This is a genomic window from Streptomyces sp. NPDC003038 (assembly GCF_040611115.1).
Taxonomy (GTDB): domain Bacteria; phylum Actinomycetota; class Actinomycetes; order Streptomycetales; family Streptomycetaceae; genus Streptomyces.
On record NZ_JBEXNN010000015.1, the window covers coordinates 73,982 to 87,201 of the forward strand.

Sequence of the window (13,220 nt, forward strand, 5' to 3'; positions counted from 1 at the left end):
TCGGTGACCAGGACTTACGGAAGGCGTACGGCGGACATGGCGCAGCAGGAGAACGAGGTGGTCGAGGTCGAGGCCCGGACCGGGGTGACCGACGACGACGGGTACGTCGTGGACACCGAGGACTGTGCGGAGCGCGAGCTCGCCCACCGCGAGCGCGGCACCGCCCGCCCCATCACGGTGGTCGGCAACCCGGTCCTGCACCGGGAGTGCAAGGACGTCACCGAGTTCGGCGAAGAGCTGGCGCAGCTGATCGACGACATGTTCGCCAGCCAGAAGGCCGCCGAGGGCGTGGGCCTGGCCGCGAACCAGATCGGCGTGGACGCCAAGGTCTTCGTCTACGACTGCCCGGACGACGACGGCAAGCGGCACACGGGTGTCGTGGTCAATCCGAAGCTCGTGGAGCTGCCGGCGGCCGCGCGGGTGCTGGACGACTCGAACGAGGGCTGCCTGTCGGTCCCGACGGCGTACGCGTCACTCGCCCGCCCGGACTACGCCGAGGTCGAGGGCCAGGACGCGCAGGGCAACCCGATCAAGGTGCGCGGCACCGGCTACTTCGCGCGTTGCCTCCAGCACGAGACGGACCACCTGTACGGATACCTGTACATCGACCGGCTCTCGAAGCGGGACCGCAAGGACGCCCTGCGCCAGATGGAAGAGGGCACCCCGCGCTACGAGACGGTCCCGAACGCCTGACCCGGCCGGCCCCGCTCGACGCGGCGGCCCGGCCGGTCTCGCGCACCACGCGCACAGGCCCCGCTCCGGAACCGGAGCGGGGCCTGTCGTGTGCGCGGACGCTACGCCCGGCTGCCGTCGGCGTCGGCCGTAGCGGTGTCCCACTCGTTGCCGTCGATGGTGGCAGGAGCGGTGTTCCAGCCGTTGTCGGCCGGAGGGGCACCCCATCCGCTGTCCGCGGAAGCGGTGGCGGAGGCGCCGCCGACGAGCAGCGCGGCGAACGCGGCGGCGGTGATGATGCGGACGGTACGGGACATACAGGCTCCCCTGGGCTGGTGAGAGGTGCGCGGCCCGAGCGCTGTGCGGTGCGGCCGGGTCGGGCCCCATCACGGTACGACACCATCCGGTTACGCAGGTGGTTGGTTTGGGACAAGAGTTCTATGGTTCTCGGCCAACGACGGCACGGCCGGCCCGCGGGCCGGCTCACAGGTCAGGCCGCTGCCCGCGGCCCCCGGAACGCACGCCGGAACGCATTCGGCGTGGTGCCGAGCGTCCGCAGGAAGTGGTGGCGCAGGGCGGCCGCGTTGCCGAAGCCGCAGCGGCCCGCGATCGCGTCGACCGTGTCGTCGGTGCTCTCCAGTAGCTCCTGCGCCAGCAGGACCCGCTGGCGCAGCACCCACTGGTACGGGGTGGTGCCGGTCTCCTGGAGGAAGCGGCGGGCGAAGGTGCGCGGTGACATGTGCGCGCGCTCGGCCAGCTGCTCGACGGTGATCTCGTCCTCCAGATGGCGGGCCATCCACCCGATCACCTCGCCCACCGTGTCGCAGGCCGTGCGGGGCAGCGGCCGCCGGATGAACTGGGCCTGCCCGCCGTCCCGGTGCGGCGGTACGACCATCCGGCGCGCGATGATGTTGGCCACCTCCGCGCCCTGCTCCTGCCGGACGACGTGCAGGCAGGCGTCGATCCCGGAGGCGGTTCCGGCGGCGGTGATCACCGGGCCCTCGTCCACGTACAGCACGTCGGGGTCGACCAGCGCCCGCGGGAACCGCCGCGTCAGCGCTGGGGCGTGCAACCAGTGGGTGGTGCAGCGCCGGCCGTCGAGCAGCCCGGCCGCACCGAGCACGAACGCGCCGCTGCACACGCTCAGCACCCGCGCGCCACGGTCCACGGCCCGGCGCAGGGCGGCCAGCAGCGGCTCGGGGTAGTCGCGGTAAGGGGCCTCACGGTCGGCCGGCAGGCAGATCAGATCGGCCTCTTCCAGCCGTTGCGGGCCGTGGGGGAGCGAGAGGCCGAACAGGCCGCCGCCGGCCACCAGCGGGCCGTCCTCCGCCGCGCACACGGCGAACTCGTACCGCGGCACGCCCATATCACTGCGGTCGATCCCGAAGACCTCGCAGAAGATGCCGAGTTCGAAGGGGGCGACCCCGTTCACCACGGCCACGGCCACATTCTTCACAGGGCGCACGGTCAGCATGGCCCCAGTGTGGCAGTAATTCGGTGATCTGCGACAGTCCTGCCACTGGCCGGCTTTCGCCGCCCTGGCCAGAGTGGACGCATGAACATCAACACGCTCCTCGACTACCTGGTCGTCCTCGCCATCGCCGCCCTGCTGCTCGGCCCCTCCCTCCACGGCATCGCCCGCGACCGCCGCATCGACCGGCAGCTACGCCGCGCCCAGCACCGCGCGCGGATCATCCGGGACGGGCACCCGCGTGAACGGGCCCACTCGGGCCCGGCCCGCATCGCCCTGCGGAACGCGCCCTGTGAATGAGCCGGCCCCCGCCACCAGGATCCGTACGACCTGACCGGCCGACCTGGGCGTCCGCCGCCGGAGCCGCGGCGCAGCCGTGCGGTCCCCGCCCAGGTGGGTCTCCCCCGGGCGGGGACCGTGGCCGGACTTAGAAGTCCTCGTCCAGGTCGACCGTGCCCTCGACCGCGACCTGGTAGGCCGACGGGCGGCGCTCGAAGAAGTTGGTCAGCTCCTGGACACCCTGCAACTCCATGAAGGAGAACGGGTTCTGCGAGCCGTACACCGGCGGGAAGCCGAGGCGAACGAGGCGCTGGTCCGCGACGCACTCCAGGTACTCGCGCATCGACTCCGTGTTCATGCCGGGCAGGCCGTCACCGCACAGGTCGCGGCCGAACTGCAGCTCCGCCTCGACGGCCTCCTTCAGCATGTCCGTGACCTGCTGCTGCAGGGCGTCGTCGAAGAGCTCCGGCTCCTCCTTGCGGACCGTGTCCACGACCTCGAAGGCGAAGTTCATGTGCATGGTCTCGTCGCGGAAGACCCAGTTGGTGCCGGTGGCCAGGCCGTGCAGCAGGCCGCGGGAGCGGAACCAGTACACGTAGGCGAAGGCGCCGTAGAAGAACAGGCCCTCGATGCACGCGGCGAAGCAGATCAGGTTCAGCAGGAAGCGGCGGCGGTCGGCGGCCGTCTCCAGCCGGTCGATCTTCTCGACCCCCTCTCCGTCCAATGCGGCCATCCACTTGAAGCAGAACTGCGCCTTCTCACGGATGGAGGGGATCTCCTCGACGGCGTCGAAGGCGGCCGTGCGGTCGGCCGGGTCCGGCAGGTAGGTGTCGAGCAGCGTCAGATAGAACTGGACGTGCACGGCCTCCTCGAACAGCTGGCGCGACAGGTACAGGCGCGCCTCCGGGGAGTTGATGTGCTTGTAGAGGGTCAGCACCAGGTTGTTCGCGACGATCGAGTCGCCCGTCGCGAAGAACGCGACCAGCCGGCCGATCATGTGCTGCTCGGAGGGCGTCAGCTTCGCGAGGTCGGCCACGTCCGAGTGGAGGTCGACCTCCTCCACCGTCCAGGTGTTCTTGATCGCGTCCCGGTAGCGCTCGTAGAAGTCCGGGTAGCGCATGGGGCGGAGCGTGAGCTCGAAGCCCGGGTCCAGGAGGTTCTTGTTTTCGTTGGAGCTCATTACTGGCAGGCCTCGCAGGACTCGGGGTTCTCAAGGGAACAGGCGAGCGCGTCCGCGTCGGCGACAGCCTGCGGGAGCGCTACGGGGGTGGCGGTGGTGGCGCTGGCCTGCGCGGCGCGGGCGATCTTCGTCGCCGGGCGGGAGCGCAGGTAGTAGGTGGTCTTCAGGCCCTGCTTCCAGGCGTACGCGTACATCGAGCTCAGCTTGCCGATGGTGGGCGTCTCCAGGAACAGGTTCAGCGACTGCGACTGGTCGAGGTACGGCGTACGGGCAGCCGCCATGTCGATCAGTCCGCGCTGCGGGATCTCCCATGCCGTGCGGTACAGCTCGCGGACCTCGGCCGGGATCCAGCCGAAGCCCTGGACCGAGCCGCTGGCGTCGCGCAGCGCCTCGCGGGTCTGGGCGTCCCACACGCCGAGCTTCTTCAGCTCGTCCACCAGGTAGGCGTTGACCTGGAGGAACTCACCGCTCAGCGTCTCGCGCTTGAAGAGGTTGGAGACCTGCGGCTCGATGCACTCGTACACGCCCGCGATCGAGGCGATCGTCGCGGTCGGGGCGATGGCGAGGAGCAGCGAGTTGCGCATGCCGGTCTTCGCGATGCGGGCGCGCAGCGCGTCCCAGCGCTCGGGCCAGTGCTGCTCGACGCCCTCGTAGTGGTCGGGGTGCAGGACGCCGCGCGCTGTACGGGTCTCGGCCCAGGCCGGGAGCGGGCCGCTGCGCTCGGCGAGGTCCGCGGAGGCCTCGTAGGCGGCGAGCATGATGCGCTCGGCGATCTTCGTGGACAGGGCCTTCGCCTCGGCGGAGTCGAAGGGCAGCCGCAGCTTGAAGAAGACGTCCTGGAGGCCCATCGCGCCCAGGCCCACCGGGCGCCAGCGGGAGTTGGAGCGCCCGGCCTGCTCGGTCGGGTAGAAGTTGATGTCCACGACCCGGTCGAGGAAGGTCACGGCGGTACGGACGGTCTCGTCGAGGCGCTCCCAGTCCATCCCCTCCCGCCCGTCCCCGGCCCCTGTCAGCACGAAGGCCCCGAGGTTGACCGAGCCGAGGTTGCAGACGGCGGTCTCGCCGTCGTTGGTGACCTCCAGGATCTCGGTGCACAGGTTCGAGGAGTGCACGACCGTGCCCGGCTCGGCGGTCTGGTTAGCCGTGCGGTTGGAGGCGTCCTTGAAGGTCATCCAGCCCTGGCCGGTCTGCGCGAGGGTGCGCATCATCCGGCCGTACAGCTCGCGGGCGGGCATGGACTTGCGGGCCAGCCCGGCGGCCTCGGCCTTGCGGTAGGCGGCGTCGAACTCGTCGCCCCACAGGTCGACCAGCTCGGGCACGTCGGCCGGGGAGAACAGCGACCAGTCGGCGTCGGCGTTCACGCGGCGCATGAACTCGTCCGGCACCCAGTGGGCCAGGTTCAGGTTGTGCGTACGGCGCTGGTCCTCACCGGTGTTGTCGCGCAGTTCCAGGAACTCCTCGATGTCCGCGTGCCAGGTCTCCAGGTAGACGGCGGCGGCGCCCTTGCGGCGGCCGCCCTGGTTCACCGCGGCGACGGAGGCGTCGAGGGTCTTCAGGAACGGGACGATGCCGTTGGAGTGGCCGTTGGTGCCGCGGATCAGGGAACCGCGGGCGCGGATGCGGGAGTACGAGAGGCCGATGCCGCCGGCGTGCTTGGAGAGGCGTGCGACCTGGTGGTAGCGGTCGTAGATCGAGTCGAGCTCGTCCAGCGGGGAGTCCAGCAGGTAGCAGGAGGACATCTGCGGGTGCCGGGTGCCGGAGTTGAAGAGGGTGGGGGAGGAGGGCAGGTAGTCGAGGCGGCTCATCAGCCGGTACAGCGAGGCCACTTCCTCCACGGCGGCCACGCCGTCGTCCGCGGCGAGGCCACAGGCCACGCGCAGCATGAAGTACTGCGGGGTCTCGATGACCTGGCGGGTGAGGGGGTGGCGCAGCAGGTAGCGGCTGTGCAGGGTGCGCAGGCCGAAGAAGCCGAAGCGGTCGTCGGCGCCCTCGGCGAGCGTGTGCTCGACCAGCGCGTCGAGGCGGCCGGCGTGGGTCCGTACGAACGCGGCCGTGCGGTCGGCGATGAGCCCCTCGCGGTGGCCGACCTCCACGGAGGCGGAGAAGGAGGTGGCGCCCTGGCCGACGGCCTCGTCGGCGACGGCCAGCGTCAGCAGGCGGGCGGCGAGCCGGGAGTACGCCGGGTCCTCGGAGATCAGGCCGGCGGCCGCCTCGGTGGCCAGGCCGCGCAGTTCGGCCTCGTCGGCGACGGAGCTGCGGCCGCGCAGCGCGGCGGCGGCGACCCGGCCCGGGTCGGTGTCGGGGAGGTCGGCGGTCAGCTCGGTGAGGGTGCGCAGCAGCGAGGCCCCGGGACCTTGCGTTTCGGACGGGTCGGACGCGGCGCGCGGTGCGGTGGGCGCGATGGTCACGGGGGGAGCTCTCCCTCACTCGGCCCGGTCATCGGCGGGGCGGGGCGCGAGGCAGCGCATGCGGGCGTGGCAGGTACGCGTACACCGCATGGCGTCCACCGGCCCAACCGCGAGGCCCGGACGTATCGGCACCCGGTTCGGTCGAGCCGGGTGCGCTGTCGGCAGGTCCTCGGACTTGCGGATACACCCGTGGGTGCACTTCATACCGTTGCGGGACAGTTCCGGATTCGCACCGGATTCCCCTGCGGCGACAGCAGCCCTGAGCATACATGTGGGGGCGGCCCCCGGCGGTAGCCCCCACATGTTGTGTCGTGCGCGACGCGCCGTCCCTGTGGCGTACCTCTCCGCTATGTCGGAGACAGCACCGTCGAGGAAGGCGAGCGAGGCATGACCGCGATGACCGACCGGCCCCACATGACGATCGAAGAGTTCGAGCACCTGGCCCGCATAGCGGCCCGCGAGGCGGAGGGGCGCGAGGGGCGGGGCGAGGGACGGCGCGCGGGGCGGGCCGCGACTGGAATTCATCGGTGGGGTGCTGAGGAGCAAGGCCATGCCAGACGGGGACCACGGACGGATCATTCTGTGGCTGACGCGGATCTGCATGCAGCACCGCCCGGAGTTCTGGCTGCACCCAGGCCAGGGGATCAAGGCGGAACGGTACCGGGAGGGTCGCGCCATTCCGGACGGGTTCTGGCGCACGAGGACGCGTTCGTGGGGCAGGGCGACTGGGTGGATCCGAGCCCGATCCTGATGGCCGTCGAGGTGACCCCGTGGGACTCCGACACCGAGCGGCGCGACCGGATCGAGAAGCCGCGCGCTTATGCGCAGACCGGTATCCCCGTGTACCTGCTCATCGACCGGCTCAAGTGCCAGGTTCTCGTCCACAGCGACCCGGATGGCGAGCGCTACGAGACTGTGCGTACCGTCCCCTTCGGCAAGGAAGTCAAGCTTCCCGACCCCGTCGGCATCACGCTCCAGACCGAGGTCCTCAAGGACTGGGTGCGCTGAGCGCAGCGGAGGGACCCGCCGGATGTGGCGGGGCCCTCCGTGCAGGCAGGCGGGCTCAGCAGCAGCGGAAGCCCTTGCGGGGGTCCGCCTCGCGGGCGTCCGTACGCTCGCGTTCGAAGGCGCGGCGGGTCATGACCTCCGCGTCCGGGTCGTGGGAGCGGGCGTGGGCGACGTAGCGGTCGTAGGCCGCCTCGCCCGAGAACTCCCGTACGTAGAACCGGGCCCTCGCCAGCGCGCTGCGCAGGCTCATGACGCCGCGGGCTCCTTGACGCGGCCGCCGTTCGAGTCGAGCCCCGCGGCGGCGAGTTCCGCCTTCTCCTCGGCGGTCGGGATCAGCCCCGCCGGGGCCATGATCTTCGACTCGGTCCACGGGACCTCGGAGAGCTTCACGGACTCCGGAGCGCTGATGGCCTTGAAGCAGGTCCGGGCCGCCTCCACCAGCACGATGATGATCAGGACCGCGAACAGCACCGACAGCACACCGTCCACCGTGGCGTTGGTGACCACGGTGTGCATCTCGTCCATCGTCTTCGCCGGCGGCAGGACCTTGTCCGCCTCGATGCCCGCCTGGTACTTGTCGCGCTGCGCGAAGAAGCCGACCCGTACGTCCTGCGAGAAGATCTTCTGGTAGCTGGCGGTGAGGGTGACGGCCACGTCCCACGCCAGCGGAACACCGGTCACCCAGGCCCACTTCAGGCGCCCCGACTTGATCAGCAGGGTGGTGCAGACGGCCAGGGCGACCGCCGCGAGCAGCTGGTTCGCGATGCCGAACAGCGGGAAGAGCTGGTTGATGCCGCCCAGCGGGTCCTTGACGCCGACCCACAGGAAGTAGCCCCAGCCGCCGACGACTATGGCGCTCGCGAGCCACACGCCCGGCTTCCAGCTGACGTCCTTGAAGGACTTGTGCACGTTGCCCAGGGTGTCCTGGAGCATGAACCGGCCGACCCGGGTGCCCGCGTCGACCGTCGTCAGGATGAACAGGGCCTCGAACATGATGGCGAAGTGGTACCAGAAGGCCTTCATCCCGGCGCCGCCGATCACGGCCGAGAAGATCTCCGCCATTCCGAGTGCGAAGGTCGGCGCGCCGCCCGTACGGGAGAGCAGGCTGGTCTCCTCGACGTCCTTCGCGGCCTGTGCGAGGGCCTCCGGGCTGATGGCGAAGCCGAAGTTCGTCACCGCTTGCGAGGCGGTCTCGACGGTGGTGCCGATGACGCCGCCGGGGGAGTTGATCGCGAAGAACAGGCCGGGCTCGATGATGCAGGCCGCGATCATCGCCATGACGGCGACGAAGGACTCGGTCAGCATCGCGCCGTAGCCGATGACCCGGACCTGGGTCTCCTTCTGGATCATCTTCGGGGTGGTGCCCGAGGAGACCAGCGAGTGGAAGCCGGACAGGGCCCCGCACGCGATGGTGATGAAGACGAAGGGGAACATCGAGCCGGCGAAGACGGGACCGTCGCCGCGGGTCGCGAAGTCGGTGACCGCGGGCATCTTCAGCGTCGGCATCGCGACGACCACGCCCACCGCGAGCAGTGCGATGGTGCCGACCTTCATGAAGGTGGAGAGGTAGTCGCGGGGCGCGAGCAGCATCCACACCGGCAGCACCGACGCGACGAAGCCGTACACGATCATCCAGATGACCAGCGTCTCCTTCTCCAGGGTGAAGGTGTCGGCCAGTGAGGACTCGGCGACCCAGCCGCCCGCGACGATCGCGAAGAGCAGCAGCGCGACGCCGATGGCGGAGACCTCGGTGACTCGGCCGGGACGCAGCACGCGCAGGTAGACGCCCATGAAGAGGGCGATCGGGATGGTCATCGCGATGGAGAAGACACCCCAGGGGGAGTGCGCCAGCGCGTTGACGATGACCAGCGCCAGCACCGCCAGCAGGATGATCATGATGGCGAACACGGCGATCAGAGCGGCGGCTCCGCCGACGGGGCCGATCTCGTCACGGGCCATCTGGCCGAGCGAACGCCCGTCGCGGCGGGTGGAGAAGAAGAGCGTGACCATGTCCTGGACGGCGCCCGCGAAGATGACGCCCACGACGATCCAGATGGTGCCCGGCAGGTAGCCCATCTGCGCGGCGAGCACGGGACCGACGAGCGGGCCGGCGCCGGCGACGGCGGCGAAGTGGTGGCCGAAGAGCACTCGCCGGTCGGTCGGGTGGAAGTCGACACCGTTGTCGAGGCGTTCCGCGGGGGTGGCCCGGGTGCGGTCCACCTTCAGTACGCGGTGCGCGATGAAGCGCGCGTAGAAGCGGTAGCCGATCGCGTACGAGCCCAGCGCGGCGGCGAGCAGCCAGGCGGCCGAGACCTCCTCACCGCGCGAGAGGGCCAGCACGCCCCAGCCGACGGCGCCGATGAGCCCCACGAGCACCCACACGGCGATCGACTTCGGGGAGAGCTTTCCCGACGGGTGCGGGGAGGGCGAGTCCGGTGCCGTACCCGGACTCGCCGCGCCCCGTTCTGTTCCAGTTGCTTCCGGTTCCGGCATGATCCTCGTCCCCTCGTCGATCATCTGCGTAAGCGCAGGGAATCTACGGGGGGTTGCCCGCTGAACGTAAGCCCCCGTCCGTATACCGGTATGCGATTGCGATACGAGGTTCCGGTACGCGGACCGGCTACGGCCGGGGCGGGACGGGGCGGGGGCGTGGGCGGGGCCAGCCGGGGCGGGGCGAAGGCCGGGATCGGCTCAGACCGCGGGGCGCTTGAGGCGGGCGACGAACTTGTAGCGGTCCCCCCGGTACACCGAACGCACCCACTCGACCGGCTCCCCGTCGGCGTCCAGGGAGTGCCGCGAGAGCATCAGCATCGGCAGTCCGACGTCGGTGCCGAGCAGGCCGGCCTCGCGCGGTGTCGCCAGCGAGGTCTCGATGGTCTCCTCGGCCTCCGCGAGGTGGACGTTGTACACCTCGGCGAGAGCGGTGTAGAGAGAGGTGTACTTGACGAGCGAACGCCGCAGCGCCGGGAAGCGCTTAGCCGAGAGGTGGGTGGTCTCGATGGCCATCGGTTCACCGCTGGCCAGCCGCAGCCGTTCGATGCGCAGGACGCGCCCGCCCGTGGTGATCTTGAGCAGTCCGGCGAGGGTGTCGTCGGCCGTCACGTACCCGATGTCCAGGAGCTGGGACGTCGGTTCCAGTCCTTGGGCACGCATGTCCTCGGTGTAGGAGGTCAGTTGGAGCGCTTGGGAGACCTTGGGCTTGGCGACGAAGGTGCCTTTGCCCTGGATCCGTTCCAGCCGGCCCTCGACGACGAGTTCCTGGAGTGCCTGGCGGACGGTGGTCCGAGAGGTGTCGAATTCGGCCGCGAGCGTGCGCTCCGGGGGAACCGGCGTGCCGGGCGGCAGTGTCTCGGTCATGTCGAGCAAGTGCCGCTTGAGTCGGTAGTACTTGGGTACACGTGCCGTGCGGGTGGCTGGCCCGCCTTCCGGCTCCGTGATCGCCCCTTCGGTGGCCATCGCCGCCCGCCTTCCCGACTCCAGTTTCGCTGCCGTCACCGGCTCCTCCGATATGTGCGGTCACATCGTGACACGTATGGGGGGACAGGCCTTCTCTCTCCCCAGGTGTCGGTCCGATAACGGACCGATCACCCGCTCATTAGACCCTTGACACCCCTAAAGGTCTAGGCCAAGCTCCCGTTACTGGTCTAAACCAATATGGATCAGATCCCGGCCCACGGGCAGTACTTGGTACGTACGTCACCGCGGTGGGCGAGGGAAGTTGCAGGCAGCATCCCTGAGGAGGGTGGCGTGAAGCGCAAGCTCATCGCGGCGGTCAGTGTCGCGGGCATGATGGCCGGAGTCGCGGCATGCGGCAACGGCGGCGACGACAAGGGCAAGACCGACGCTGGCGGCGCCAAGGAGATCACCGTCTGGGTGATGGACGGTTCCGCCCCCAAGGCCTGGATCGACGAGGTCAACAAGGAGTTCTCGGCCAAGCACCCCGGTGTCACGGTCAAGGTCGAGGAGCAGAAGTGGACCGGCATCCAGGAGAAGGTCACCACGGCCCTCTCCGAGAACACTCCTCCGGACGTCCTTGAGCTCGGCAACACCCAGACCGCCGGTTACGCGGTCACCGGTGGTCTCGCCGACCTGACCGGCGACAAGGCCAAGCTCGGCGCCGACGCCTGGCAGAAGAGCATGCTCGCCTCGGCCGAGGTCGACGGCAAGCTCTACTCCGCCCCCTGGTACGCCGCCAACCGCGTCGTCATCTACGACAAGAAGGCCTTCGAGAAGGCCGGCGTCACCCCGCCGAAGACCCGCGACGAGTGGGTCGCCGGTCTGGAGAAGCTGAAGGCGGCCGACCCGGCCACGCAGCCGATCTACCTGCCCGGCCAGAGCTGGTACGTCCTGGCCGGTCTCATCTGGGACGAGGGCGGCGACCTGGCCGTCAAGGACGGCGGCAAGTGGAAGGGCGGGCTGGGCACGCCGCAGGCCGCCTCCGCGATGGAGTTCTACAAGAAGCTCCAGTCCTTCTCCACCGCCCCGAAGGACAAGGACGAGGCCAACCCGCAGCAGTCCACCGACATCGTCCCCAAGGGCGGCGTCGCCTCCTGGATCGGTCTCGGCTGGGAGGCCGGCGGTGCGGAGAAGGCTCTGAAGGACGCGGGCAAGGAAGCCGACTTCGGCTACTTCCCGATCCCGGGCAAGACCGCCGACAAGACCAGCACCGTCTTCCTCGGCGGCTCGAACCTCGCGGTCGCCGAGCGCTCCAAGAACAAGGAGCTCGCCAAGGAGTGGCTGGCCCTCGCCGCCGGCAAGGACCAGATGACCAAGTACGCCGCCGAGACCAAGGGCGCGCTGCTCCCGAACCAGGCGGGTGCCAACTTCACCCCCGCCGCGGGCTCCTTCGCCGAGGCCATGGGCAAGGCCGGCGTCAACGGCAGGATCACCCCCGTCACCGCGGGCTGGGCGAACGTCGAGACCGAGCCGAACCCCATCAAGGAGTTCATGACCAAGGTCCTGAAGGGTGAGGACGCCGCCAAGGCGGGCGCGGACGCGGACAAGGAAATCGCGAACCGCATCAACAAGTAACCGCACCCCGCAGTACCCGCACGACCCAGCAGTGTGAACGCACCGGGGGGTGCGGCAGGCGCCCGGACGCCTGCCGCGCCCCCGGTCGCGCATTTGACTCCACAGTCAACCGCGAGGAAGCCAAGCCATGACCGTGCACTCCCAGGGAGCGACGACCCGCGCTCCACAGGACGCACCACAGAAGTCCGCCGGACGACCCCCGGAGGTGCCCACCTCCGCAGCCGGTCCCGGCCGGGGCCGTACGTCTCCTCGCGGCGGCAGGAGGCCGCTCCCGTCGGGGTGGCTGCCCTACCTGCTGGTCGGGCCCGCGGTGCTCAGCCTCGCGGCCCTGCTGCTGTACCCGCTGATCAAGAACGTGATCCTGTCCTTCCAGGACATCAACAAGATCGAGTTCATCCAGCGGAAGTACCCCTTCGCGGGATTCGGCAACTACACCCAGCTGCTCGGTGACTCGAACTTCTGGACCGTCGTCGTCCGGAGCTTCGCCTTCACCTTGGCCAACGTCGCGCTGATCATGGTGCTCGGCAGCCTGATCGGCATCCTCCTGAACAAGCTCGGCAGGTGGATGCGCCTGGTCCTGTCGATGGCGCTGGTGATGGCCTGGGCCATGCCGATCGTCGCCTCCGTGCAGGTCTTCCACTGGCTGTTCGACGAGCAGTTCGGCGTCATGAACTGGGTGATGCGCACCGCCGGCTTCTCCGGCTACGACCAGCACAACTGGTTCGAGTCCGGCCTCTCCACCCTGACGATCGTCACGGTCCTGGTGACCTGGGGCTCCATCCCCTTCGTCGCCCTCAACATGTACGCCGGCCTGACCACGGTCAGTGCCGAGCTGTACGAGGCCGCCCGCATGGACGGGGCCAACGGCTGGCAGACCTTCTGGAAGGTCGTCTTCCCGAACCTCAAGCCCTTCTTCCTCATCACCACGTTCCTCGAGGTGATCTGGGTCTTCAAGGCCTTCACCCAGGTCTACGCGATGAACAAGGGCGGCCCGGACCGCGCCTCCGAGATCCTCCCGGTGTTCGCCTACGTCGAGGGCCAGAGCCAGGCCCACTACGGCCTCGCCGCCGCGATCTCCGTCCTGACGATCCTCATCCTCGTGATCGTCATGTCCTTCTACTTCCGCCTGATCCTGAAGCAGGAGGAGGAGCAGTGAGCACGAGCACCGCCC

General features: G+C 69.6%; 11 protein-coding genes, 1 pseudogene and 1 riboswitch. Of the genes and pseudogenes, 4 read left to right on the forward strand and 8 right to left on the reverse strand.

The annotated features are described in order from the left end of the window. Nucleotides 1-36: 36 nt before the first annotated feature. A complete protein-coding gene (gene def, locus ABZX75_RS20100) occupies nt 37-693 on the forward strand; it encodes a peptide deformylase (RefSeq protein ID WP_355412458.1) in 657 nt (218 codons plus the stop codon). 101 nt (nt 694-794) lie between these two features. Here the strand turns inward: def and ABZX75_RS20105 are convergent, their stop codons facing one another. The 5 genes from ABZX75_RS20105 to ABZX75_RS20125 form a co-directional block, all read right to left on the reverse strand. Then, nucleotides 795-989 (reverse strand): hypothetical protein, encoded by a 195-nt coding sequence (locus tag ABZX75_RS20105; protein WP_355412270.1) that lies wholly within the window; start codon nt 987-989, stop codon nt 795-797. Nucleotides 990-1,162: 173 nt separating this feature from the next. Further along, nucleotides 1,163-2,146 carry a helix-turn-helix domain-containing protein gene (locus ABZX75_RS20110; protein WP_355412272.1) on the reverse strand — a complete coding sequence of 328 codons (984 nt, stop codon included), beginning with the start codon at nt 2,144-2,146 and terminating at the stop codon, nt 1,163-1,165. Nucleotides 2,147-2,335: 189 nt separating this feature from the next. After that, complete coding sequence (locus tag ABZX75_RS20115) at nt 2,336-2,458, reverse strand: DUF3703 domain-containing protein (RefSeq protein WP_355412274.1); 123 nt, start codon at nt 2,456-2,458, stop codon at nt 2,336-2,338. A 112-nt stretch (nt 2,459-2,570) separates the two neighbouring features. Next, nucleotides 2,571-3,602 (reverse strand): ribonucleotide-diphosphate reductase subunit beta, encoded by a 1,032-nt coding sequence (locus tag ABZX75_RS20120; protein ID WP_355412276.1) that lies wholly within the window; start codon nt 3,600-3,602, stop codon nt 2,571-2,573. Beyond that, nucleotides 3,602-6,010 (reverse strand): ribonucleoside-diphosphate reductase subunit alpha, encoded by a 2,409-nt coding sequence (locus ABZX75_RS20125; protein ID WP_355412278.1) that lies wholly within the window; start codon nt 6,008-6,010, stop codon nt 3,602-3,604. The genes ABZX75_RS20120 and ABZX75_RS20125 overlap by 1 nt, the downstream gene beginning before the upstream one ends. A gap of 142 nt (nt 6,011-6,152) precedes the next feature. Next, a riboswitch (cobalamin riboswitch) is annotated at nt 6,153-6,287 on the reverse strand. A 110-nt stretch (nt 6,288-6,397) separates the two neighbouring features. On the opposite strand from ABZX75_RS20125, the pseudogene ABZX75_RS20130 reads away from it, so the two are divergent. Further along, nucleotides 6,398-7,018 (forward strand): annotated as a pseudogene (locus tag ABZX75_RS20130) (Uma2 family endonuclease). Nucleotides 7,019-7,073: 55 nt separating this feature from the next. Here ABZX75_RS20130 and ABZX75_RS20135 read toward each other — a convergent pair. From ABZX75_RS20135 to ABZX75_RS20145, 3 genes are all read right to left on the reverse strand, one after another. Next, nucleotides 7,074-7,268, reverse strand: a complete 195-nt coding sequence (locus ABZX75_RS20135; protein WP_355412280.1) for a YbdD/YjiX family protein — start codon at nt 7,266-7,268, stop codon at nt 7,074-7,076. Continuing rightward, nucleotides 7,265-9,511 carry a carbon starvation CstA family protein gene (locus tag ABZX75_RS20140; protein ID WP_355412460.1) on the reverse strand — a complete coding sequence of 749 codons (2,247 nt, stop codon included), beginning with the start codon at nt 9,509-9,511 and terminating at the stop codon, nt 7,265-7,267. The genes ABZX75_RS20135 and ABZX75_RS20140 overlap by 4 nt, the downstream gene beginning before the upstream one ends. A gap of 198 nt (nt 9,512-9,709) precedes the next feature. Continuing rightward, entirely contained in the window at nt 9,710-10,474 is a 765-nt protein-coding gene (locus ABZX75_RS20145) for a GntR family transcriptional regulator (protein ID WP_355412462.1), read from the reverse strand. A gap of 291 nt (nt 10,475-10,765) precedes the next feature. Between ABZX75_RS20145 and ABZX75_RS20150 the strand changes: the two genes are divergently transcribed. Then, nucleotides 10,766-12,049, forward strand: coding sequence for an extracellular solute-binding protein (locus ABZX75_RS20150; RefSeq protein WP_355412282.1), 1,284 nt, complete (start codon nt 10,766-10,768; stop codon nt 12,047-12,049). Nucleotides 12,050-12,176: 127 nt separating this feature from the next. Further along, nucleotides 12,177-13,205, forward strand: coding sequence for a sugar ABC transporter permease (locus ABZX75_RS20155; protein WP_355412284.1), 1,029 nt, complete (start codon nt 12,177-12,179; stop codon nt 13,203-13,205). The last annotated feature ends 15 nt before the right edge of the window (nt 13,206-13,220 follow it).

What these genes read in the sequence shown, in the direction of transcription:
- def (WP_355412458.1), top strand. Translation starts at nt 37, where the DNA reads ATGGCGCAGCAGGAGAACGAGGTGGTCGAGGTCGAGGCCCGGACCGGG.
- ABZX75_RS20105 (WP_355412270.1), bottom strand. Translation starts at nt 989, where the DNA reads ATGTCCCGTACCGTCCGCATCATCACCGCCGCCGCGTTCGCCGCGCTG.
- ABZX75_RS20110 (WP_355412272.1), bottom strand. Translation starts at nt 2,146, where the DNA reads ATGCTGACCGTGCGCCCTGTGAAGAATGTGGCCGTGGCCGTGGTGAAC.
- ABZX75_RS20120 (WP_355412276.1), bottom strand. Translation starts at nt 3,602, where the DNA reads ATGAGCTCCAACGAAAACAAGAACCTCCTGGACCCGGGCTTCGAGCTC.
- ABZX75_RS20135 (WP_355412280.1), bottom strand. Translation starts at nt 7,268, where the DNA reads ATGAGCCTGCGCAGCGCGCTGGCGAGGGCCCGGTTCTACGTACGGGAG.
- ABZX75_RS20140 (WP_355412460.1), bottom strand. Translation starts at nt 9,511, where the DNA reads ATGCCGGAACCGGAAGCAACTGGAACAGAACGGGGCGCGGCGAGTCCG.
- ABZX75_RS20145 (WP_355412462.1), bottom strand. Translation starts at nt 10,474, where the DNA reads ATGGCCACCGAAGGGGCGATCACGGAGCCGGAAGGCGGGCCAGCCACC.
- ABZX75_RS20155 (WP_355412284.1), top strand. Translation starts at nt 12,177, where the DNA reads ATGACCGTGCACTCCCAGGGAGCGACGACCCGCGCTCCACAGGACGCA.